The 20,206-nt window shown below is 32.2% G+C and carries 18 protein-coding genes; 12 read left to right on the top strand and 6 right to left on the bottom strand.

Features of this window, described 5'->3' with window-relative positions; all coding sequences use genetic code 11:
- Nucleotides 1–134: 134 nt before the first annotated feature.
- Nucleotides 135–806: a TrmH family RNA methyltransferase gene (locus DFQ07_RS00095; protein WP_133534255.1), complete on the top strand. Its 672-nt coding sequence runs from the start codon at nucleotides 135–137 to the stop codon at nucleotides 804–806.
- Here the strand turns inward: DFQ07_RS00095 and DFQ07_RS00090 are convergent.
- Nucleotides 799–3,156, bottom strand: coding sequence for a type IA DNA topoisomerase (locus DFQ07_RS00090; RefSeq protein WP_133534254.1), 2,358 nt, complete (start codon nucleotides 3,154–3,156; stop codon nucleotides 799–801). The two genes, DFQ07_RS00095 and DFQ07_RS00090, sit on opposite strands and share 8 nt — an antisense overlap.
- 565 nt (nucleotides 3,157–3,721) lie before the next feature.
- Here DFQ07_RS00090 and DFQ07_RS00085 point away from each other — a divergent pair.
- Nucleotides 3,722–5,155 (top strand): ATP-grasp domain-containing protein, encoded by a 1,434-nt coding sequence (locus DFQ07_RS00085; protein ID WP_208107657.1) that lies wholly within the window; start codon nucleotides 3,722–3,724, stop codon nucleotides 5,153–5,155.
- Nucleotides 5,156–5,166: 11 nt separating this feature from the next.
- A complete protein-coding gene (locus DFQ07_RS00080) occupies nucleotides 5,167–6,129 on the top strand; it encodes a succinylglutamate desuccinylase/aspartoacylase family protein (RefSeq protein ID WP_133534252.1) in 963 nt (320 codons plus the stop codon).
- Between the two features lie 70 nt (nucleotides 6,130–6,199).
- Here the strand turns inward: DFQ07_RS00080 and DFQ07_RS00075 are convergent, their stop codons facing one another.
- Nucleotides 6,200–7,042, bottom strand: a complete 843-nt coding sequence (locus DFQ07_RS00075) for a DUF2911 domain-containing protein (protein WP_133534251.1) — start codon at nucleotides 7,040–7,042, stop codon at nucleotides 6,200–6,202.
- A 112-nt stretch (nucleotides 7,043–7,154) separates the two neighbouring features.
- Here DFQ07_RS00075 and DFQ07_RS00070 point away from each other — a divergent pair, with 112 nt between their 5' ends.
- Both DFQ07_RS00070 and DFQ07_RS00065 read left to right on the top strand, forming a co-directional pair.
- On the top strand, nucleotides 7,155–7,820 hold the full coding sequence (locus tag DFQ07_RS00070; RefSeq protein WP_208107656.1) for an MIP/aquaporin family protein: 666 nt from the start codon (nucleotides 7,155–7,157) through the stop codon (nucleotides 7,818–7,820).
- Entirely contained in the window at nucleotides 7,807–8,565 is a 759-nt protein-coding gene (locus DFQ07_RS00065; RefSeq protein WP_133534249.1) for an NAD(P)-binding domain-containing protein, read from the top strand. The genes DFQ07_RS00070 and DFQ07_RS00065 overlap by 14 nt, the downstream gene beginning before the upstream one ends.
- On the opposite strand, the gene gldG is transcribed toward DFQ07_RS00065, so the two are convergent.
- The 4 genes from gldG to DFQ07_RS00045 all read right to left on the bottom strand — a co-directional run bounded on the left by gldG (nucleotide 8,562) and on the right by DFQ07_RS00045 (nucleotide 12,137).
- Nucleotides 8,562–10,202: a gliding motility-associated ABC transporter substrate-binding protein GldG gene (gldG, locus tag DFQ07_RS00060; protein WP_133534248.1), complete on the bottom strand. Its 1,641-nt coding sequence runs from the start codon at nucleotides 10,200–10,202 to the stop codon at nucleotides 8,562–8,564. The two genes, DFQ07_RS00065 and gldG, sit on opposite strands and share 4 nt — an antisense overlap.
- Nucleotides 10,195–10,914, bottom strand: a complete 720-nt coding sequence (gene gldF, locus DFQ07_RS00055) for a gliding motility-associated ABC transporter permease subunit GldF (RefSeq protein ID WP_133534247.1) — start codon at nucleotides 10,912–10,914, stop codon at nucleotides 10,195–10,197. Before gldF ends, gldG begins: the two co-directional genes overlap by 8 nt.
- 61 nt (nucleotides 10,915–10,975) lie before the next feature.
- A complete protein-coding gene (locus tag DFQ07_RS00050; protein WP_133534246.1) occupies nucleotides 10,976–11,272 on the bottom strand; it encodes a putative quinol monooxygenase in 297 nt (98 codons plus the stop codon).
- A 4-nt stretch (nucleotides 11,273–11,276) separates the two neighbouring features.
- Complete coding sequence (locus tag DFQ07_RS00045; protein WP_133534245.1) at nucleotides 11,277–12,137, bottom strand: SAM hydrolase/SAM-dependent halogenase family protein; 861 nt, start codon at nucleotides 12,135–12,137, stop codon at nucleotides 11,277–11,279.
- Nucleotides 12,138–12,259: 122 nt separating this feature from the next.
- On the opposite strand from DFQ07_RS00045, the gene DFQ07_RS00040 reads away from it, so the two are divergent.
- From DFQ07_RS00040 to DFQ07_RS00010, 7 genes are all read left to right on the top strand, one after another.
- Nucleotides 12,260–13,213, top strand: coding sequence for a PhoH family protein (locus tag DFQ07_RS00040; RefSeq protein WP_133534244.1), 954 nt, complete (start codon nucleotides 12,260–12,262; stop codon nucleotides 13,211–13,213).
- Between the two features lie 2 nt (nucleotides 13,214–13,215).
- Nucleotides 13,216–13,809 (top strand): hypothetical protein, encoded by a 594-nt coding sequence (locus DFQ07_RS00035; RefSeq protein WP_133534243.1) that lies wholly within the window; start codon nucleotides 13,216–13,218, stop codon nucleotides 13,807–13,809.
- A 40-nt stretch (nucleotides 13,810–13,849) separates the two neighbouring features.
- On the top strand, nucleotides 13,850–14,800 hold the full coding sequence (locus DFQ07_RS00030; protein WP_133534242.1) for a phosphoribosylaminoimidazolesuccinocarboxamide synthase: 951 nt from the start codon (nucleotides 13,850–13,852) through the stop codon (nucleotides 14,798–14,800).
- Nucleotides 14,801–14,925: 125 nt separating this feature from the next.
- Entirely contained in the window at nucleotides 14,926–15,387 is a 462-nt protein-coding gene (locus DFQ07_RS00025; protein ID WP_133534241.1) for a (2Fe-2S)-binding protein, read from the top strand.
- Between the two features lie 12 nt (nucleotides 15,388–15,399).
- Nucleotides 15,400–17,616, top strand: coding sequence for a xanthine dehydrogenase family protein molybdopterin-binding subunit (locus DFQ07_RS00020; RefSeq protein ID WP_133534240.1), 2,217 nt, complete (start codon nucleotides 15,400–15,402; stop codon nucleotides 17,614–17,616).
- Nucleotides 17,617–17,758: 142 nt separating this feature from the next.
- Nucleotides 17,759–19,012 carry an aminotransferase class I/II-fold pyridoxal phosphate-dependent enzyme gene (locus tag DFQ07_RS00015; RefSeq protein ID WP_133534239.1) on the top strand — a complete coding sequence of 418 codons (1,254 nt, stop codon included), beginning with the start codon at nucleotides 17,759–17,761 and terminating at the stop codon, nucleotides 19,010–19,012.
- 107 nt (nucleotides 19,013–19,119) lie between these two features.
- Complete coding sequence (locus tag DFQ07_RS00010) at nucleotides 19,120–19,851, top strand: DUF4294 domain-containing protein (RefSeq protein ID WP_133534238.1); 732 nt, start codon at nucleotides 19,120–19,122, stop codon at nucleotides 19,849–19,851.
- The last annotated feature ends 355 nt before the right edge of the window (nucleotides 19,852–20,206 follow it).

Raw genomic sequence — 20,206 nt, 5'->3', positions numbered from 1 at the left:
AGATTAATAATCTTAAATCTAAGATATGAGGTATGCTATTAAAAAGCATTCTCTATTTCGTTGCAAGTTTAAGAAAATAAATACTTGGCTATCGCCTTGCGATTAAAAATAGGAAAAATTACTATGTTTGCTATATGATTGATGAAGGATTATTAGCTTATTTAGAAGGGTATATTACCGAAAAAAGAAAAGAGACTTTTTATAGAGTTTTAAATGAACGAACACGCTATTTTACAGTGGTGTTAGAAGATATTTATCAACCACATAATGCAAGTGCAGTGGTTAGAAGTTGCGATATTTTTGGAATACAAGATGTGTATGCCATTGAAAATAAGGTTACGAATAAAGTATCAAGACATGTAGCTAAAGGAAGTCAGAAATGGTTGGATATACAACGTTTTAAAGAAGATGGAGATAACACCAAAATATGTTTAGAAGATTTAAGAAAAAAAGGATACCAGATTATAGGAACTACACCGCATACGGATTTTTGTGTGTTGTCCGATTTTGATGTAACAAAAAAATCAGCCTTTGTTTTTGGAACTGAAAAAGATGGTATTTCTGATTATATTAAACAAGAAGCAGATGGCTTTTTAAAAATTCCGATGGTAGGTTTTACTGAAAGTTTGAATATTTCGGTAGCAGCAGCAATTATCTTACAAGATATTACTACTCGTATGAAGAAGTTACCAATTGATTGGGAATTATCAGATGTAGAGAAAAAGGAATTGTATTTTAAATGGATTAAAAACACGATTAAAAATCCAGAGAAACTAATTGAGTATTATTATAAAGAGCTTACTTAGAAATTAAAATACTATACACTAATTCTTTTGTCAATGGTTTTCCATTGGCATTTTTTTTGATGTTTTCAAAAGTAAACACAAAGTCACATCCATTTTTATATTCTGAGCATCCGTAGGCAGATTTACCTTTTAAAACGGTTCCTTTGTTACATTTAGGGCAGGAAATTTTATCATTATCATTACGAGGAGTTTGCGACGAAGTAATCTGTTTATCATAAGATTGCTTTATTTCATTCGCAATGACGTTACTTTTACCTTCAAATTTTAAATTGAAATTATCATCAAAATGTACCAATCCTTCTACTTTTTTATTTTCTTGTTTGAAGCCTTTTAAATTGGTAGTGCAACCTTTATCAAGCAGACGGATTAATTGACTTTCAGATATTTTTTTATCCATAAATTCAAATGGAAGTTTAAAATCGCATCCATTTTTATAGGAAGAACATCCGTAAGCAGTATTTCCTTTTAATAATTGCCCGTTGTTACATTTTGGACATTCTTTACCAACGACCTCTTTCTTTTTAAAAGTGGTCTTTTTCTTAGTTTTATTTGTATTTGTAGAAATGTTTTTTTCGGCAGATAATCGTACAGATTTGTTGCTAGAACGTACTTCATATACCAAACGATCTACCATTTTTTTCATTTCATGAATAAAATGAGCAGCACTGTATTCACCTCGTTCAATTTCTTTTAAACGTTTTTCCCATAATCCTGTCAACTCTGCAGATTTTAGTAGTTCGTTATCGATTAAATTAATCAAATCGATACCCGTTTTGGTAGGAATGATTAATTTTTTTTGACGCTCGATATATTTTCGTCTGAACAAAGTTTCAATAATACTTGCGCGTGTAGATGGGCGACCAATACCGTTTTCTTTCATCAGTTCACGCATTTCATCATCGTCTACCTGTTTCCCTGCAGTTTCCATAGCGCGAAGTAGACTAGCTTCGGTATAATTACGAGGAGGTTTGGTTTCTTTTTCTAAAAAAGAGGGCTCGTGTGGACCTTTTTCACCTTTGGTAAACGTTGGTAAAACATCTTTTTCGGTATCTTTTTTAGGTTCTTTTCCGTATTCAAAAACTTCACGCCAACCTTTGATAAGGATTTCTTTTCCAGTAGTTTTAAAAGAAACTTTATCAGCTTCACCAATCACAGCAGTGTTCGAAATATCACTATCTGGATAAAATACGGCAATAAATCTGCGAACAATGATATCATACACTTGCTGCTGATTATATTGTAAGTTGATTTCTATTCCTGTAGGAATAATCGCATGGTGATCAGTTACTTTTTTGTCATTAAAAACTTTACTCGACTTACGTATTTTTTTTCCTAAAAGAGGTTGCGTTAAGGTTGCGTATTGCTTTAGTCCTTTTAAAATATTCGGAACCTTAGGATATATATCGTTTGGTAAAAAAGTAGTATCAACCCTAGGGTAGGTAACTACTTTCATTTCGTAGAGTTTCTGAACAATTTTTAGCGTTTCATCCGCAGAAAATCCGAATTTATTATTACAATATACTTGTAAGCCTGTTAAATCGAATAGTTTAGGGGCGTATTCTTTTCCTTTCTTTTTGGTAACCGAAGTGATTTCAAAATCACTTTCTTTTACCTTATCAGCAAACGCTTGCCCTTCTTCCTTTTTTAAAAAACGACCTTCTTCGCAACTAAATAGCGTATCGCGATATAAGGTTTGAAGTTCCCAATAAGGTTCTGGTTTAAAATTTTGAATTTCCTTATAACGATCTACCAACATGGCTAGGGTAGGAGTTTGCACTCTACCAATAGATAACACTTGTTTGTAACCACCAAATTTTACGGTGTACAAGCGTGTAGCGTTTAAGCCTAACAACCAATCGCCAATTGCACGTGAATACCCTGCATAATACAGATTGTTGTAATCATCGTTGTCTTTTAGGTTGTCAAAACCTTCCTTGATGGCTTCTTCAGTAAGAGAAGAAATCCATAAACGTTGAATTTTACCTTTATAATTTGCTTGGTTAATTACCCAACGCTGAATGAGCTCTCCTTCTTGTCCAGCATCCCCACAGTTGATAACTACATCGGCTTTTTCAAATAAGGATTTTACAATCTTAAACTGTTTTTGAATACCACTATCGTTGGTAACCTTAGTATCAAAGCGCTCAGGAAGCATAGGGAGGTTATTTAAATCCCAACTTTTCCAGTGCGGTTTGTAGTCTTTAGGTTCTAAAAGTGTACATAAATGACCGAAAGTATAGGTAACCGCATAGCCATTCCCCTCGAAATATCCATCTCGTTTGGTACTAGCTCCTAAGATATTAGCAATCTCACGGGCTACACTAGGTTTTTCGGCGATACAAACTTTCATTATATGGAGTCCTTATGGATAATTATTAGTTATGTAAATACTTGTAAATTAAGTTTAAGCACTAGGCTTGTTTTATTTTACTAATCGGATTATTTACAATACAATTTAGAAGACCGAAATTACTAAATTATTTGTGAATGTTGTACTCCGTTTTTAGAAGAAGTTTTAAAACTATTAAGTTGTTTTTGGAGTCCTAGTTGCAATGGCAGTAACTAATAAACCAATCCCTATACCAATACCCAAGCCTTGTGTTGTATCTGACATTTTAGTATAACGAGTAAGTATTTGTGATGTTGCAATTGTTAAAGCTCCTAACAAATAATAAAATTGAAGATTTTCTACTGATTAATTTTTTCATGATTTTATTTTACTCTATTAGTATCGTAAATAAGGTAATTGTTACATTAATTCTATCATAATTTTTTAATGAATAAAGAGTGTGATATAGTTTAAAAATGAAGCTTTATAAATTCATACTCATAAAAGTGTTTTGTTTATTTTTTTCTTACTTTTAATCTAAACAGAGAGCGTATTCCTAAGAGAAAATAAAATAGACAAACCAAAAATGAAAGCAGTAGAGCTTATACAACCAAATACATTTAATAACGAGAACCATTGGTATCCTAAAGTCTTGAATGCCACGATTCACCCCATGGTAAACTTCTTTTTAAACTTAGATAAAGAACGAATTATTGCCAGATATTGTCACTTGCATCCCAAAGTAAATCCTGAAAAATTAAGAGAGATTTTGTCGTATGAATGCAAGTATTTTTTGTGGGGAGGAGCTGATTTAATCAACTCAACATCGGCAGATGGAGATAAAAATATGGTTATTATAGAAAATAATTCATGTCCATCAGGTCAAAAGTCAATGCCTTTATTGGACGATAATAAAGAAGATGGTGCCTATCGTTTATTAATAGAGCGAACTTTTAAACCTATTTTAGATAAAAAACGTAAGCTTGTTAAAGATGGTAAGTTAGCGGTATTTTATGATAAAAATTATATGGAAACATCAGGGTATGCGGCAGTAATAGCAGATGTTTTTAAAGAGAATATCTTTTTAGTTCCGTATTTTTCAAATAAGGAGAATAATCATATTAAAATTGAAAATGAAATCTTTTATTTGAAACAAGATGAAGAATGGATTCCGTTACGAGGTATTTTTAGATATGTGACTCAAAAACCATGGAATAGATTTCCTGTAAATAGTAAAACAAAGATTTTAAATCCGATCATTACTTGTTTAGCGGGAGGAAGAAATAAAATGGTAGCTGCTAAAGCATATGATATTTATAACACAGAGTTAGAAGAACACGGAATGAAAATTAATACCCCAGACACTATTTGGGACGTTAGTAAGAATGAAATTCCGTTATGGGTAAAAAAAATGGGCGGACAAGCAGTTATAAAAATACCTTACAGCAATGCAGGTCAAGGAGTATACACTATTGTGAATGAAGAAGAATTGGAAGAGTTTATGAAATTGGATATTGAATACGAACGTTTTATTGTACAAAGTTTAATAGGAAATTATAATTGGAGCTCAGTAAGTACCAAGGGTAAATATTATCATGTTGGTACTATGCCAAATGCTAAAGGAGAAACTTTTGTATCAGATATTCGTATGATGATAAGCAGCACAAAAGATGGGATTAAACCTTTGTGTATGTATTCGAGAAGAGCACTATTACCTCTTGTAAATGATTTAGAGAATAGTAAAGATTCTTGGCAAATGTTAGGAACTAATTTATCGGTCAAATTAGGAGAAAATGAATGGACGTCGGACACAAATCGTCTGTTGATTATGGATAGGAGAGATTATAATAAGCTAGGTTTAGGAATAGATGATTTAATAGAAACATTTATACAAACAGTACTTTCAACCATAGCTATCGATAAAATGTGTATTAGTTTAATTAATTCTAACAAAAAATTTAAAAAGAAGCTATTTACTTCTTTAAATAACGATAGTACTTTATTAAATGAGCTGTACTAAATCTAAAATTTATGGGACACCAAATTGAGTATATTACAGAGTTTGATGTAAATCAGACACCACCAAATTCTATAAAAAATTATTGGTTAAAAGTAACTTCTAATGCACTGGGAATTCCTACGTGTATTCCTATTATGATTGCAAGAGGAAAAGAAGACGGTATTGTATTAGGGCTTACAGCGGCAGTTCATGGAAATGAACTGAATGGAATATCTGTTATTCAACGATTATTTAAAGATTTAGATACAAATAATTTAAAAGGAACTATTGTTGGAATTCCTATTGTAAATGTGCCTTCATTTGTTAGAGGTACCCGAGTTTTTAGTGATGGTGTTGATATTAATAGAATTATGCCAGGGAAAGACAATGGAAATACAAGTGAAGTATATGCCAGTCGGTTTTTGAATTTAGTAGTAAAAAAGTTTGATTATCTATTAGATCTTCATACCGCTAGTTTTGGTAGGGTAAATTCATTTTACATCAGAAGTGATATGAATAATGAGGTTACTAAAAAATTAGCGTTATTACAAGATGCGGAAATCATAGTACATACACCACCATCTGATGGTACCCTGAGAGGTGCGGCAGAAGAGCTAGGGATTCCATCTATCACTATTGAGGTTGGGAATCCACATAGCTTTCAGAAGAAAATTATTAAGAGTGGGCTTTCGGGAGTACACAATGTGTTGGCATATTTAGGAATAACAGATGATGAATATGAAATATCAAAAAGAAATACGGTAGTTTGTAAAAAATCCTATTGGATATACACTCAAGAAGGTGGTTTGTTAACTGTGCATGTCGATTTAAGAGATATCGTAGAAGAAGGAGATCACATCGCAACATTAAGAGATGTGTTTGGTAACACAATTAAAAAATATTACGCGCCAGAAAAAGGAATTGTAGTAGGTAAAAGTGTAAATCCTGTAAATCAGTCAGGTGGACGTATAATTCATTTAGGAATTATAAAGTAAAAACAAAAAGACTGTTTCACAGATTTAACAAATGAAACAGTCTTTTTTATTTCTAAAATTTATAACTAGATTACTTCATTTCTGCTATAAACTCTTTGTTCATTTTTACATAGTCAGCATTTCCTGCTTTTTCAGCACCAGCTAATGAAGCTTTGGCAGCTTTAATAGCACCTTTTTTGTCACCAGCTTTAGCTAAGATTAATGATTGTTGACGTAAGTACCAAAAACGAGGTTTATCTTTAGTCATATCTACAGCTTTGTTAATCCATTCTTTAGCTTTGTTAATGTCTTTTCCTTCTTGTAAATAATATACAGCAGAAGAAAAATAATCATTAGCAGAAGGTCCGCCCATCACTTGAGCAATACTTTTCTCTACAGCTTCATCAGTTGGAGTATTGAATTTTACACCAACATATACATTTTCCCATAAAATTCCTAAGACAGCAGAATTGTTAGTTAATTCATCAATACTAATAGTAAAAGACTCAATTTTCGTAGACATTGTCTCAACTTTAGCTGTTGTAGATACTGCTACTTTAGTATCATCCCATTTTCCAGGAGTTCCCCAGTTATTAGCGTCAGAATAAAAGATTACTTCCCAAGAATCTTTACCTGGTTTAGTGTATAAAGCATAGGTTCCTTTTTTCAAGGTTTTTCCATCAATGGTTACATCGTCGCTAAAAGTAACCTTGGTATTAGCGTTGGCTCCTGTTCTCCATACTTTTCCGTAAGGAACTAAATCACCAAAAATGGTTCTTCCTTTCATGCTTGGTCGAGAATATTCAACAGTAACATCGGTTAAACCTACTTTTTGTTCTAGTTTAGAAGCAGGGCTAGGGGCTGGTGTTTTTAATTGGGCATTGATGTTTGTAGAAAGAGCTACAACAAACAAACTTAAAAGTATTTTTTTCATAATGATAGGGTTGTGTTTAAAAAATTAGTTTTGTTAAAATTACAAGGAATTAATCGGATTAATGTTAACAAAAACTTAAAATAATAGGAAGTTATTTAACGATATTTGCACTATGAAAAAATATATTTCTGAATTTATAGGAACTTTTGCTTTGGTTTTCTGTGGAACAGGAGCTATGACAGTGAGTGAAATTACTAATGGTACAGACTTAACACATATAGGAGTAGCCATTACTTGGGGATTAATAGTTATGGCAATGATTTATGCTTTTGGAGAAATTTCAGGAGCACATTTTAATCCCGCTGTTACTATTGCTTTTGCATATGCTAAAAAGTTTTCTTGGAAAGAAGTTCCTAATTATATCATAGCGCAGATATTAGGAGCATTGTTTGCCAGTGGTATGCTTTGGCTGTTGTTTCCAGCGAGTGAGTTTTATGGAGCTACACTACCTTCAATAGTACCTTGGCGTGCTTTTATTCTAGAATTATTACTGACTTTCTTTCTGATGCTAACCATTATTAATGTTTCTACAGGAAGTAAAGAAATAGGAGTAATGGCAGGTATTGCTATTGGTGGAGTAGTTTTACTAGAAGCAATGTTTGCAGGTCCAATGACTAAAGCATCTATGAATCCAGCTCGTTCTATAGCACCGGCATTAGTTTCTGGTCACTTAGAACATTTATGGCTGTATATATTGGCTCCAATTTTAGGAGCTTTGTTAGCAGTAGTTTCTTGTAAACTAGTAAAAGAGGATAATTGTTGTGATGGAAGTTGTTAGTATACTAGGTTGCGGTTGGTTAGGCAAGAAATTAGGAATAGACCTTATAAAGAAAGGATATACCGTTAAAGGCTCTACAACTTCAATGGAGAAGTTTGATGAACTCAAAACAGTTAATATTGAGCCTTTTTTAATTGATATTTCAAAGGAAAGCTCATATCAGGAGTTTTTAGAAACAGATGTGTTAGTAATTGCAATCACTTCAAAAAATATAGAAGATTTTAAAAGATTGATTTTTGAAATAGAAAAAAGTAATTTAATGAAAGTTATTTTTATTAGCTCAACCTCGGTATATCCCAGTTTGAATAAAGAGATGACTGAAGAAGATCAAACTGTTGATATTCCTTTATCTCATATTGAGAATCTATTTTTAAAGAATACCAATTTTGAAACAACAATCATTCGCTTTTCCGGATTATTTGGAGGAAAAAGACATCCAGGTAATTGGTTTACTGATAGAAAAATACCACATCCTAAAGGCTATGTAAACATGATTCACAGAGAAGATTGCATAGCTATTATAGAGCAGGTGATCAAGCAAAATATTTTTGGAGAAGTATTTAATGCATGTGCTAATCATCATCCAACCAGAGAAGATTTTTATATAAACGCTAGAAAAAGTTTAGAAAAACCAGCTCCTGAATTTGATACTTCAAAACCGTTAACATATAAAATAATTAGCAGTAAAAAACTTCAAAGAGTATTAAACTATCAGTTTAAATATAATAACTTATTAGATATTTAAGAATATTTTTTCTTTCTCCAATAATTAAATCCAAAACCAAAAAGAGTTAATAAAACTAGTGGAATACCAATATTGATAAACTGCCAAAAGCGTTTTTCAGCAAAAGCACGTTGTTTATCTAATAAGTTAATTTGAATCGTTTTGTTACGTAATTGAATCAATCCAGAGTCGTCTAATAAATAATCAATAGCATTGATTAAAAATTCTTTATTACCAAATTGTTCACCCGTCCATTTATCTACCGATAAATCATGTGGTTTTCCTTTTAAAATTTGATTTCTACCTACATCACCATCAGCAATTACAATCATTTTATTCGTTTCACTTTCAGTTTTAAAATCAGGAGTTTCAAAAGGTTTTATTCTGTTTTTATAGGCAGAAGGAATAGCGCCTTCTAATAATACAGCTAACAATTGCGGACCTGCAGAATATTCATTTTCTTGTGGTTCTTTTGCTATACTCTGTAACTCTACAAAATTTGGAGTCCCTATTTTTTTGGTAAGTACTGAGGTTACCAATAAAGGAGTTTTCTTTAGGCTTCCTTTTAAAGTATCTATCTGAGTAGTAAAACGAAAACGAACTGGCGCCACATTTTTGGTAATTGGGTGGTTTGGATTTCCATTAACTAGTGGATGATAAAACCAATTTAAGTGCTGAAACTGTGTTTGGTTGCCTACATTTCCTGTTGCTAGTGGAATTTTAGCAGAGTATAAATCTTGAATTAGTTTGTTATTTACACGCACTTGATATCCAAATAATAAATCGGTTAAATTTAAATCACGTGGAAAGGATAACATTTTTCCTTCATTATATAAACTATCGGTATCAGCATAATTGTTATCAATCATCCAAAGACTTTTTCCTCCGTTTGTTATAAACTGGTCAAGTGTGAATTTTTCTTCTTCAGAAAAACGTTTGGTAGGTTTTGCTATGATTGCTAAATCGTAAGCTCTTAAATCTTTTAAGGTTTTTTGCGGATTACTAGCAACACTATCTAAGGTAAACTTAGCCAAACGGTATTTTTTACCAATTTCACTAAGTAGGCTATATTGGTAAATATCTTGTAACTCACCATTACCGGCTAATACTGCTATTTTTTGTTTTTCTTTTAGGGTAATGCTATGTAGTGCATTGGCAAACGAATATTCTAGTTTTTCAACTGCATTCTGCAACTGAGCTTCTTGCGTTTTAGCAATTGAGTTAGGTAGTAGTGAAACCAATTCTGTTTTTTTGCCATAGGTTACTTCTGCCCAAGGAAAAATAATAGCTTCCGATAGTTTTCCATCTTCTTCAACAGTTAACTGACTTGGCATCATTCCTTTTTTTACCAAACGTTCACGAATGTTATCAGGATTGATAAATCGGAAACGGATATTAGCATTTTTGGCATGTAATTCTTCTAAAAACTGACGAGTTTCTATTTGTAAACGTTTAAATTCCGCAGGAAAGTCTCCTTCTAAATATACATTAATGCTAAGTGGAGTGTCGATTTTATCAATAAGAGTTTCACTTACTTTTGATAAGGTATAACGTTTGTCTTGTGTCAAATCAAAACGTTTGTATACAGAGTTAGCTATGTAGTTAACAATTAACAGTCCGATAAGTGCTAATGCAATATGTTGTAATTTCTTATTCATTTTTTAACTGTTGTTTAGTGATGAATAAAAAGAAGAATGTAACACTGATAAAATAGATTAAATCACGAGTGTCCACCACACCACGACTAATACTTTTAAAGTGTTCGTTAATACCAAATTGTTGTAAAGTATATCCTGAATTTCCTAAAGAGGAACTCACAGCATCAAATCCGTAGAACAAGGCAAAAGTGATGAATACACTTAGGATAAAAGCTACTATCTGATTTTTAGACAGCGTAGAAGTAAATAATCCAACAGCTGTATAGGTTGATGCTAAAAAAAGTAAACCTAAATATGAACCAATAGTACTACCTAGGTCTAAATTTCCAACAGGACTCCCTAGTTGATACACAGTATATGCATACGTTAATGTAGGTACTAATGCAATAATAACTAGTAAAAGAGAAGCAAAAAATTTTCCCAATACAATTTGCCAATCTGTGAGTGGTTTGGTTTTTAAAATTTCAATCGTTCCGCTATTAAATTCATCAGCAAAACTTTTCATGGTAATGGCAGGAATTAAGAATAAAAATAACCATGGAGTTAAATAAAAAAAGCTATTTAAATCAGCGAAGCCAGCATTTAGAATGTTGAAATTGTCTTTAAAGATCCATAAAAATAAGCCATTTATGAGTAGAAATACTCCAATTACCAAATAGGCAATAGGTGAGGCAAAAAATGAGTTAAATTCTTTTTTTAGTAATGGAATCATACTTAGTTTAAATGTTGAGTTTTAGACGTTGATTTAATGAAATATTTTTGTCTGTAAAAAATTAAAGTAACGAAGCTACTTTATCCACGCTCCAAGCAAATGGTTTATCATTAAATAACACTTTGGTTTGTGCCCAAACACCTTTAAATAAATCAGAGTTTCTATAATTCTCCAAGTCTTGTTCAGATTCCCAGTAACTATAGGTGAAAAAAATGTTCGGATTTGTTTTGTCTCTGTACAATTCTAATAAACGACAACCAGAAGAGTTTCGTATAAATTCTTTTTTAGCGTTAAAGTTGTTTAAAAATTCTTCAATCTTTTCTGGCTGAAAGCTCATTTTTACAATGCGTACAAACATATAATTAATTTAAAGCGGTAAATTCAGGTTTAACCGGATTTTCAAATTCAATAGTAACGGTGTCTCTATATTCTAATCCTAGTAAGGTAGAAGCTCCTCCAACAGTTTCTAAATTACTTCTATAAATTGCAATTTCTAAAAATCCTGCAGAATTAAAAATAGCTAACCTCTCACCATCGTATTGCCTATTATCTGTGGCAGAATAATCTACAATCTCATTATATCTGTTGTAAATTTTGGTAAAAATATAACGTCTTGCAGTAACTTTAAAATCACGCCCTTTACCAATAGTGTTAAACTGTTTCTTGCTAATATTGGTAATAACATTTCCGTAGTTATCAATATAAATAACTCCACCAGAAATGATATTTTGTTGTTCATTTACCTTAGGTTGTATTTCAATAATTTTCTTGTAAGATTCAACTTCTTTACCAATAACACTTAAACTACCTCCACGAGCAATATGGCTAGCAACCTGTACAAAAACATCTAAAACAGGAAAACTACTTTCTATACGGTCATGGATATTAATCTCAAAAATTTTTGTTGGCTTGATTTCAGAAGCAATCATAGAAATTAATCCATTATCAGGACAAATAAAATAATGATTGTCTAACTCTAAGGCAATGTGTTTGTTACGGATGCTTAATTCAGAATCAACCCCTATCACATGAATAGTTTTGTCAGGAAAACTCTTATAAGCATTTTTTAAAATATAAGCTGTTTCAGTAATATTGAAAGGAGATATTTGGTGTGTTATATCTACTATCTTAGCATCAGGTAATTCAGAGTAAATAGCTCCTTTTACAGCACCTACAAAGTGGTCTTTAGTTCCAAAATCAGTAGTTAATGTAATAAGAGACATTAATTTAGGTGTTTGTTAATTAGTTTGTGAAAAATTACGCTGAAATTTTAAACAAAACTACGTAATTCGATAAAAATAATCATTATTTTTAGTGTGAATAATATTATTAAAACCTTTATCATTTGAACGAACGTATAATTGAATTAACAGAAATCAATCCAAATGATTTCTTTGGAGCTCAAAACAGCACAGTTGCTCAGTTAAAAACATTCTTTCCTAAAGTAAAAATTGTAGCAAGAGGAAATAAACTTAAAATTTTTGGAGAACCTGAACTCTTAGACGAATTTGAGAAACGATTGGAAATGCTTATTAAGTACTTTAATAGGTACAATAAGTTAGATGAAAATAGTATTGAACGTATTTTAACATCAACAGGTAAAGAAGAAGAGATTCGCAAATCTGGAAGCCCTAATGACGTTTTAGTTCATGGAGTCAACGGAAGATTAATAAAAGCACAAACAGCCAATCAACATAAAATGGTTGAGTTGATGCAAAAAAACGATATGTTATTTGCTGTAGGACCTGCAGGTACAGGTAAAACATATACAGCTGTTGCATTAGCTGTAAAAGCATTAAAGGAAAAAGAAGTAAGACGAATTATATTAACAAGACCAGCGGTTGAATCTGGTGAAAACTTAGGATTTCTACCAGGAGATTTAAAAGAGAAGTTAGATCCGTATATGCAACCATTGTATGATGCTTTACGAGATATGATTCCACACGAAAAGTTACAAGCTTATTTAGAAAATGGAACGATTCAAATAGCACCATTAGCTTTTATGAGAGGTCGTACGCTAGATAATGCCTTTGTAATTTTAGATGAAGCACAAAACACTACTCATGCGCAAATGAAAATGTTTTTAACTCGTATGGGGATGCATGCAAAGTTTATTATTACAGGAGATCCTGGGCAAATTGATTTACCTCGCAGACAAGTGTCAGGATTAAAAGAATCGTTATTGGCCTTAAAAGATATTAAAGGAATTGCACAAGTACATTTAGATGATAAAGATGTAATCCGCCACCGATTAGTAAAACAAATTATAACAGCATATAAAAGTATAGAAACGGAGTAAGTATGTTTAAAAGATTTGGTATTCAAGAGTATTTATCTATAGGGTATATATTTTTGATTGTTTTAGGACTAGTTAGTGATACTATTTTTTATCGTTTTATAGGTGTAGATTATTTACAGTATATATCAATTACTGACACAATTTTATCGCCAATTTCATTATTGGCAAATAATTGGTCGTTATCAGTAATTGTATTACTATGTTCTACACTTATGTATTTTTATATTAAAAATTCAGAAAAAATAGATGAAAAATTAAATAAGATAAAATGGTTAAAGAAGAGAGTAGACTCAAAAGCTAAAAAGGTGGAGTATAGTAATAAAATAGCGTTTATGATTTCTGTTTCGTTCATGATGTCTTCTTTGTTAATAGGGTTCAGATTAGGGATGGGAATTAAATTTAGAGGACACTTGTTAGATGGAAAGCTTGAGAATAATATAACATTAGTTTTTAAAGATGATTCTCAATTAAAAGTGACCCAAATAGGACAAAATAGTGCCTATATATTTTATGTAGAAGAAGGGAATAAATATGTAACTGTCACACCAATTTTAGAAAATATAAAACAAATAAAAACTATTCAAAAACTAGACTAGATTACTTACATTTGCGCCACAACAACACAACAAAATAGTAATGAATACAATTAACGAAACTAACTTTCAGTTTCCAGGGCAAAAGACAGTTTATAAAGGAAAAGTAAGAGAAGTTTATAATATCAATGATGAGTTATTGGTAATGATTGCTTCTGATCGTCTTTCTGCATTTGACGTAATTTTACCCCGTCAAATTCCTTTCAAAGGGCAAATTCTAAATCAAATCGCTACTAAAATGATGAATGATACTGCGGATATCGTTCCAAACTGGTTATTAGCGAACCCAGACGAAAATGTAGCAGTAGGTCATTTATGCGAACCCTTTAAAGTAGAAATGGTAATCCGCGGTTATTTATCAGGACATGCGGCTCGTGAATATGCAGCAGGAAAAAGAATGCTTTGTGGAGTAGCAATGCCAGAGGGAATGAAAGAAAATGATAAATTCCCAGAGCCGATTATTACACCTTCAACAAAGGCAGATAATGGTGAACATGATGAAGATATTTCTCGTGAAGATATTTTAGCTAAAGGAATTGTTTCTGAAGAAGATTATTTAGTATTAGAAGACTATACAAGAAAGTTATTTCAAAGGGGAACCGAATTAGCAGCAAAAAGAGGATTGATTTTAGTAGATACCAAATACGAGTTCGGAAAAACTAAAGATGGTAAAATTGTATTGATTGATGAAATCCATACACCAGATTCTTCTCGTTATTTTTATGCTGAGGGATATGTAGAACGTCAAGAAAAAGGAGAAAAACAAAAACAATTATCAAAAGAGTTTGTACGTCAGTGGTTAATTGAAAACGGATTTCAAGGAAAAGAAGGACAAGAAATTCCTGAAATGTCTGACGAGAAAATCTATGAAATATCAAATAGGTATATTGAGTTGTATGAACAAATTACAGGAGAAACCTTTGTAAAAGCAAGTACTGAAAACGTACTCGAAAGAATAGAAAAAAATGTGAATGCATTTTTACAAAATAGATAAAGAAAGAGAAGCAATTGCTTCTCTTTCTTTTTTTAATTTTTTTTAAAATTACTTTAAAATTACTTCGTTAACAAACTGGCATTTATTTTTTTTGTAACTTTTACGAATTCTTAAAACTACTCAAAATGCCAAATTATACATTAAAAATTAATGGAAAATCAGTGTCTTTTATAGCAGATGCTGATACACCACTGTTGTGGGTTTTACGTGATGAACTCGATATGGTAGGAACCAAATTCGGTTGTGGAATAGCACAATGTGGAGCCTGTACAGTTCATGTAGACGGAACTGCAATGAGAAGTTGTCAATTACAAGTTTCAACGTTAGAGAATGAAGAAATTACTACTATTGAAGGTTTGTCAGCAGAAGGCAATCATCCGTTACAAGAAGCTTGGAAAGAAGTTGATGTGCCACAATGTGGATATTGTCAAACAGGACAAATTATGACTGCAGCTTCCTTTTTAAAAGAAAACCCAAATCCTTCAAAAGAAGAGATAAGAGAAGCAATGCAAGGAAATATTTGTCGTTGTGCTGCATACAATAGAATAGAAAAAGCGGTTGCTTTGGCTGCAGATAAAATGTCTTAAAAAAATTCAATTATGAGTACACAAGAAAACAAAGTAACGTTTAGTAGAAGAAATTTTTTAAGAGCTTCAGCACTAGCCAGTGGAGGAATTATGATTGGGTTTAATTTATTTACAGCGTGTAAGCCTAATGTAAAGCCATCTGTAGATGTAGAAAACCTGAATTTTAATGATTTTAATGCATTTATTAAAATATCTAAAGAGGGTTATGTAACTATTTATTCACCAAATCCAGAAATAGGTCAAGGAGTAAAAACTTCAATGCCGATGATTATTGCCGAAGAATTAGACGTCGATTGGGATAAAGTACATGTAGTACAAGCACCATTAGATACAAAAAATTATACACGTCAGTTAGCAGGAGGAAGCGGATCTATTCGAGTAAGTTGGCCTGTTTTAAGACAAACAGGAGCTACAGCCAAACAAATGTTAATTAATGCAGCAGCGGTAAAGTGGGGTGTAGATGCTGCTACTTGTTCAGCTTCAAAAGGAATTATTACAAATGAAAAAGGAGAAACTTTAGGTTATGGTGAAGTAGTTAATGAAGCTGCTACGCTTGAGGTTCCTGAAGATGTAACTTTAAAAAAGCCTTCTGAGTTCTCTATTATTGGTAAAAGTGCTACAAATGTAGATTTAGAAAAAATTGTGACCGGTGAACCTTTATTTGGTTTAGATTATAAAGAAGAAGGTATGTTGTACGCCTCAGTAGTAAGACCTCCGTCTTTTGGACAAGAACTTGAATCGTATGATGCAACAGAAGCAAAAAAAATATCAGGAGTAGTAGATGTTATAACAATAGGAGAAAAAGCAAGAAACTTTATCGAATCAGGAAAAACTAATTGGACGTTTAAGTTAACAAAAACAGATAAAGTAGTTGTATTAGCTAAAAATACTTGGGGAGCAATCAAAGGAGCAAAAGCTATTAAGGCTACATGGAAAGATAACTCTGAGTTAGAAGATACAAAACTTCATGATGAAAAGCTAACAAGCTTGTTAGAGGCTAATGATTTAGATGTAAGAAGAGAAGATGGAAATGTGAAAAAAGCTTTTAAAGAAGCCGATAAAGTAATTGAACGTACTTATCATTCACCTTTTTTACCTCACAACTGTATGGAGCCTATGAATTTCTTTGCTAATGTAACTTCAGAAAAAGTACATTTGGTAGGGCCAACACAAACACCTGAATTTGTAGCAAGAGTTGCAGCTGAAATAATAGGGTGTGATTTAGAGCAGGTACATGTAGAAATGACAAGAATGGGAGGAGGATTCGGAAGAAGACTGTATGGAGATTTTGTATATGAAGCTCTTGAAATATCTGATAAAATTAAGAAGCCAGTGAAAATGGTTTCAACAAGAGAAGATGATGTAATCAGTGGAACATATAGACCAGCAATCAAATACAGAATAGCTGCATCAATAAAAGAAGGAAAAATCACAGGATATCACTTAAAAGAAGCTGCAATTAATGATAATATGTATGGATTGGTTCCACATTTCTTTCCAGCAGGATGTATCCCAAACTATAAAGTATCCACAGGAAACTACAAAAGTAATATAAGTACAGGAGCATGGAGAGCACCTTATACCAATTTTTTAGGATATGCAGAACAATGTTTTTTTGATGAATTAGCACAAGAACTAGAAATTGACCCAGTACAATTACGTTTAAACTTACTAGAAAATGTAAAAGATACCAAAGACGAAAAAATCCAATATTCAGGAAAGCGTATGCAAGATACAATTCGATTAGCAGCTGAAAAAGGAGGTTGGGGGAAAGCCAAAGAAGGAGTTTACCAAGGTTTTTCAGCTTATTACAGCCATAATACCCATGTAGCAGAAGTTGCAGAAGTAGAGCTAAAAGAAGGAGTGCCTGTCGTAACAAAAGTAGTCGCAGCAGTTGATTGCGGTATTGTTGTAAACCCAACAGGAGCTAAAAACCAAGTAGTAGGAGGAGTAATTGATGGTATTGGGCATGCTATGTACGGTAATTTAACCTTTAATGAAGGAAAACCATCCAGTAGAAACTTTGATAACTATCGATTAATAAGAATAAATGAGACTCCAAAAGTTGAAGTGCACTTTGTTGAAAACGAGATAGCACCAACAGGGTTAGGTGAACCAGGTTTGCCACCAGCAGGAGGAGCAGTAGCAAATGCAATTCATAAAGCTTTAGGTAAAAGATTGTATAAACAACCATTTATAGAAGAATTAAAATCTAATATTCAGGGATAAGATTAATTAGGTTCGTTAAATGAAGGGTAAAGGTGTCTGTATGGGCACCTTTCTCCAATTTATTAGAAACGAAGCTATAGACAATTTTGAAAATCTGTTAAAAAAGCACTATTTTCGCAACCTATAAAAATCAAAAATAATAATGGTTAAAGATTTATTTGAAAGAATTAAGGGAGATAAGGGACCTTTAGGAAAATGGGCAGATAAAGCAGAAGGATATTATGTGTTTCCTAAATTAGAAGGACCAATTTCTAACCGTATGTCTTTCAATGGAAAAAAATTAATTACTTGGAGTATCAACGATTACTTAGGGTTAGCAAATCATCCAGAAGTATTAAAAGTTGATGGAGAATCTGCAGCTACTGACGGTATGGCGTATCCTATGGGAGCTCGTATGATGTCAGGTCACACAAAATACCATGAACAATTAGAACAAGAGTGCGCTGAGTTTGTAGGAAAAGAAGCTGCTTACTTGGTGAATTTCGGATATCAGGGTATGGTATCTGCGATTGATGCTTTAGTTTCAAAAGATGATATTATTGTGTATGATGTAGATACTCATGCATGTATTATTGATGGAGTTCGTTTACATGCAGGTAAACGTTTTGTATATCGTCATAATGATATTGAAAGTTGTGAGAAAAATTTACAACGTGCTACAAAAATGGCAGAAAAAACTGGCGGAGGAATTTTGTTGGTTTCTGAAGGTGTTTTTGGTATGCGTGGTGAGCAAGGGAGATTAAAAGAGATTGTAGGATTAAAAGAAAAATACAACTTCCGTTTATTGGTTGATGATGCGCACGGATTCGGAACTTTAGGAGAAGGAGGAAGAGGAACAGGATTTGAGCAAGGAGTACAAGACGGAATTGATGTGTATTTTGCAACATTCGCTAAATCTATGGCAGGTATTGGAGCATTCTTTGCAGGAGATAAAGATGTAGTACAATACTTACAGTACAATATGCGATCTCAAATGTTTGCTAAATCATTGCCAATGCCAATGGTTAAAGGAGCATTAAAACGTTTAGATATGATTCGTACAATGCCTGAGTTAAAAGAAAATCTTTGGAAAATAACCAATGCTTTACAATCAGGTTTACGCGAAGCAGGATTCGACTTAGGAACAACACAAACATGTATTACGCCAGTATACTTAAAAGGAGAAATTCCTGAAGCAATGGCGATGGTGAACGATTTACGTGAAAATCATGGAGTATTCTGTTCAATAGTAGTATATCCTGTAATTCCAAAAGGATTAATAATATTAAGATTAATTCCAACGGCACGCCATACAATGGATGATGTAACTGAAACAATCGAAGCATTTACAGCAATCCGTGAAAAATTAGAAAACGGAACTTACAAAAAAGTGGCCGAATCTATAATGGCAGAATAATTAAGAGCTAGCTATATATAAACAAAAAACTCATGAATTTTTTCATGAGTTTTTTGTTTTAAAACAGAAATGATACATTTGGAATCCTTTTTGCACATAAAAATAACATGAAAAGAATACTCTACCTATATATAATATTGCTTGCTACTTTAGTTAATGGACAAATAAAAGACAGTTTGCCTAATTTTAATGACGAGTACTTTTTAATTAAAAAAGGAGACAGTTTAATGATAAGATTAAATGAAGTAACTGTCTTACCTAAATTAAAGTTTGAAGAAAAAAAAGATATCCATTATTATTATTGGATGAGAAAAAAAGTATTCAAAGCATATCCTTATGCAATTCTAGCGGCAAAAAGAGTGGATAGTGTGAATTTTCGTTTGTCAAGAATCAAATCAAAAAGAAAAAAGAGACAATACGTAAAACGTGTACAAAAGTATCTCGAAAATGAATTAACTGCACCTTTAAAAAAGTTGACAAGGACAGAAGGAAGAATATTGCTAAAGTTAATTCATCGTCAAACAGGAAAAACAGCCTTTGATAATGTAAAAGAGATTCGAAGTGGATGGAAAGCTTTTTGGTACAATACCACGGCAAATATGTTTAAGTTATCATTAAAGTCAGAATATAAACCAGAAACTGAAAACGAGGATTATCTGATAGAAGATATTATACAACGTGCATATATAGATGAAAAGTTAGAATATCAATTGCCGAAATTGAATAAAGACTATATGAATATAATATCAAAGAGTCGGGGTTATGTAGATGTTTCAGATTATAAGGCGATGTTTTCGAAGTTGAGAAAGAAGCGTGATCGTAAGCAAAAGAGGAGGTAGGAGTGTTGTTTTGTTTACTGATTTATGTATTTACTCAATAATAAGTGTTGAACCTCTACTATTTACAGGTAAGAAATTAATCTTAAGATAGGAGAGAACGTTTGGTTAAATGAGGGATGTATACAAAAAAGCCTTCAAAAGACACCTAGTAGCTATGAGATTTAAAGGAGAAAGTAAAAAAAAATGGTTGTAACTAATTAGAAAATAAAAGGTTAAAAAAAGGTTTAGAAAAAAGGCGAAAAAAGTAGTTGTTGAATGGAAAAAGGGTTCTATATTTGCACCCGCAAACGGATAAGCGCAAGGCTTAGAAGTTAGCAAGAGTTCATTAAAATAGGGTTTAAGATACGATAAGAAA

Source organism: Tenacibaculum caenipelagi (assembly GCF_004363005.1).
GTDB lineage: Bacteria > Bacteroidota > Bacteroidia > Flavobacteriales > Flavobacteriaceae > Polaribacter > Polaribacter caenipelagi.
This window is presented reverse-complemented; position numbering and strand designations above follow the sequence as displayed.

Excerpts from the sequence above, each read along its gene's own strand:
- DFQ07_RS00095 (WP_133534255.1), top strand. The coding sequence starts at position 135 with ATGATTGATGAAGGATTATTAGCTTATTTAGAAGGGTATATTACCGAA.
- DFQ07_RS00090 (WP_133534254.1), bottom strand. The coding sequence starts at position 3,156 with ATGAAAGTTTGTATCGCCGAAAAACCTAGTGTAGCCCGTGAGATTGCT.
- DFQ07_RS00085 (WP_208107657.1), top strand. The coding sequence starts at position 3,722 with ATGAAAGCAGTAGAGCTTATACAACCAAATACATTTAATAACGAGAAC.
- DFQ07_RS00080 (WP_133534252.1), top strand. The coding sequence starts at position 5,167 with ATGGGACACCAAATTGAGTATATTACAGAGTTTGATGTAAATCAGACA.
- DFQ07_RS00075 (WP_133534251.1), bottom strand. The coding sequence starts at position 7,042 with ATGAAAAAAATACTTTTAAGTTTGTTTGTTGTAGCTCTTTCTACAAAC.
- DFQ07_RS00070 (WP_208107656.1), top strand. The coding sequence starts at position 7,155 with ATGAAAAAATATATTTCTGAATTTATAGGAACTTTTGCTTTGGTTTTC.
- DFQ07_RS00065 (WP_133534249.1), top strand. The coding sequence starts at position 7,807 with ATGGAAGTTGTTAGTATACTAGGTTGCGGTTGGTTAGGCAAGAAATTA.
- gldG (WP_133534248.1), bottom strand. The coding sequence starts at position 10,202 with ATGAATAAGAAATTACAACATATTGCATTAGCACTTATCGGACTGTTA.
- gldF (WP_133534247.1), bottom strand. The coding sequence starts at position 10,914 with ATGATTCCATTACTAAAAAAAGAATTTAACTCATTTTTTGCCTCACCT.
- DFQ07_RS00050 (WP_133534246.1), bottom strand. The coding sequence starts at position 11,272 with ATGTTTGTACGCATTGTAAAAATGAGCTTTCAGCCAGAAAAGATTGAA.
- DFQ07_RS00045 (WP_133534245.1), bottom strand. The coding sequence starts at position 12,137 with ATGTCTCTTATTACATTAACTACTGATTTTGGAACTAAAGACCACTTT.
- DFQ07_RS00035 (WP_133534243.1), top strand. The coding sequence starts at position 13,216 with ATGTTTAAAAGATTTGGTATTCAAGAGTATTTATCTATAGGGTATATA.
- DFQ07_RS00030 (WP_133534242.1), top strand. The coding sequence starts at position 13,850 with ATGAATACAATTAACGAAACTAACTTTCAGTTTCCAGGGCAAAAGACA.
- DFQ07_RS00025 (WP_133534241.1), top strand. The coding sequence starts at position 14,926 with ATGCCAAATTATACATTAAAAATTAATGGAAAATCAGTGTCTTTTATA.
- DFQ07_RS00020 (WP_133534240.1), top strand. The coding sequence starts at position 15,400 with ATGAGTACACAAGAAAACAAAGTAACGTTTAGTAGAAGAAATTTTTTA.
- DFQ07_RS00015 (WP_133534239.1), top strand. The coding sequence starts at position 17,759 with ATGGTTAAAGATTTATTTGAAAGAATTAAGGGAGATAAGGGACCTTTA.
- DFQ07_RS00010 (WP_133534238.1), top strand. The coding sequence starts at position 19,120 with ATGAAAAGAATACTCTACCTATATATAATATTGCTTGCTACTTTAGTT.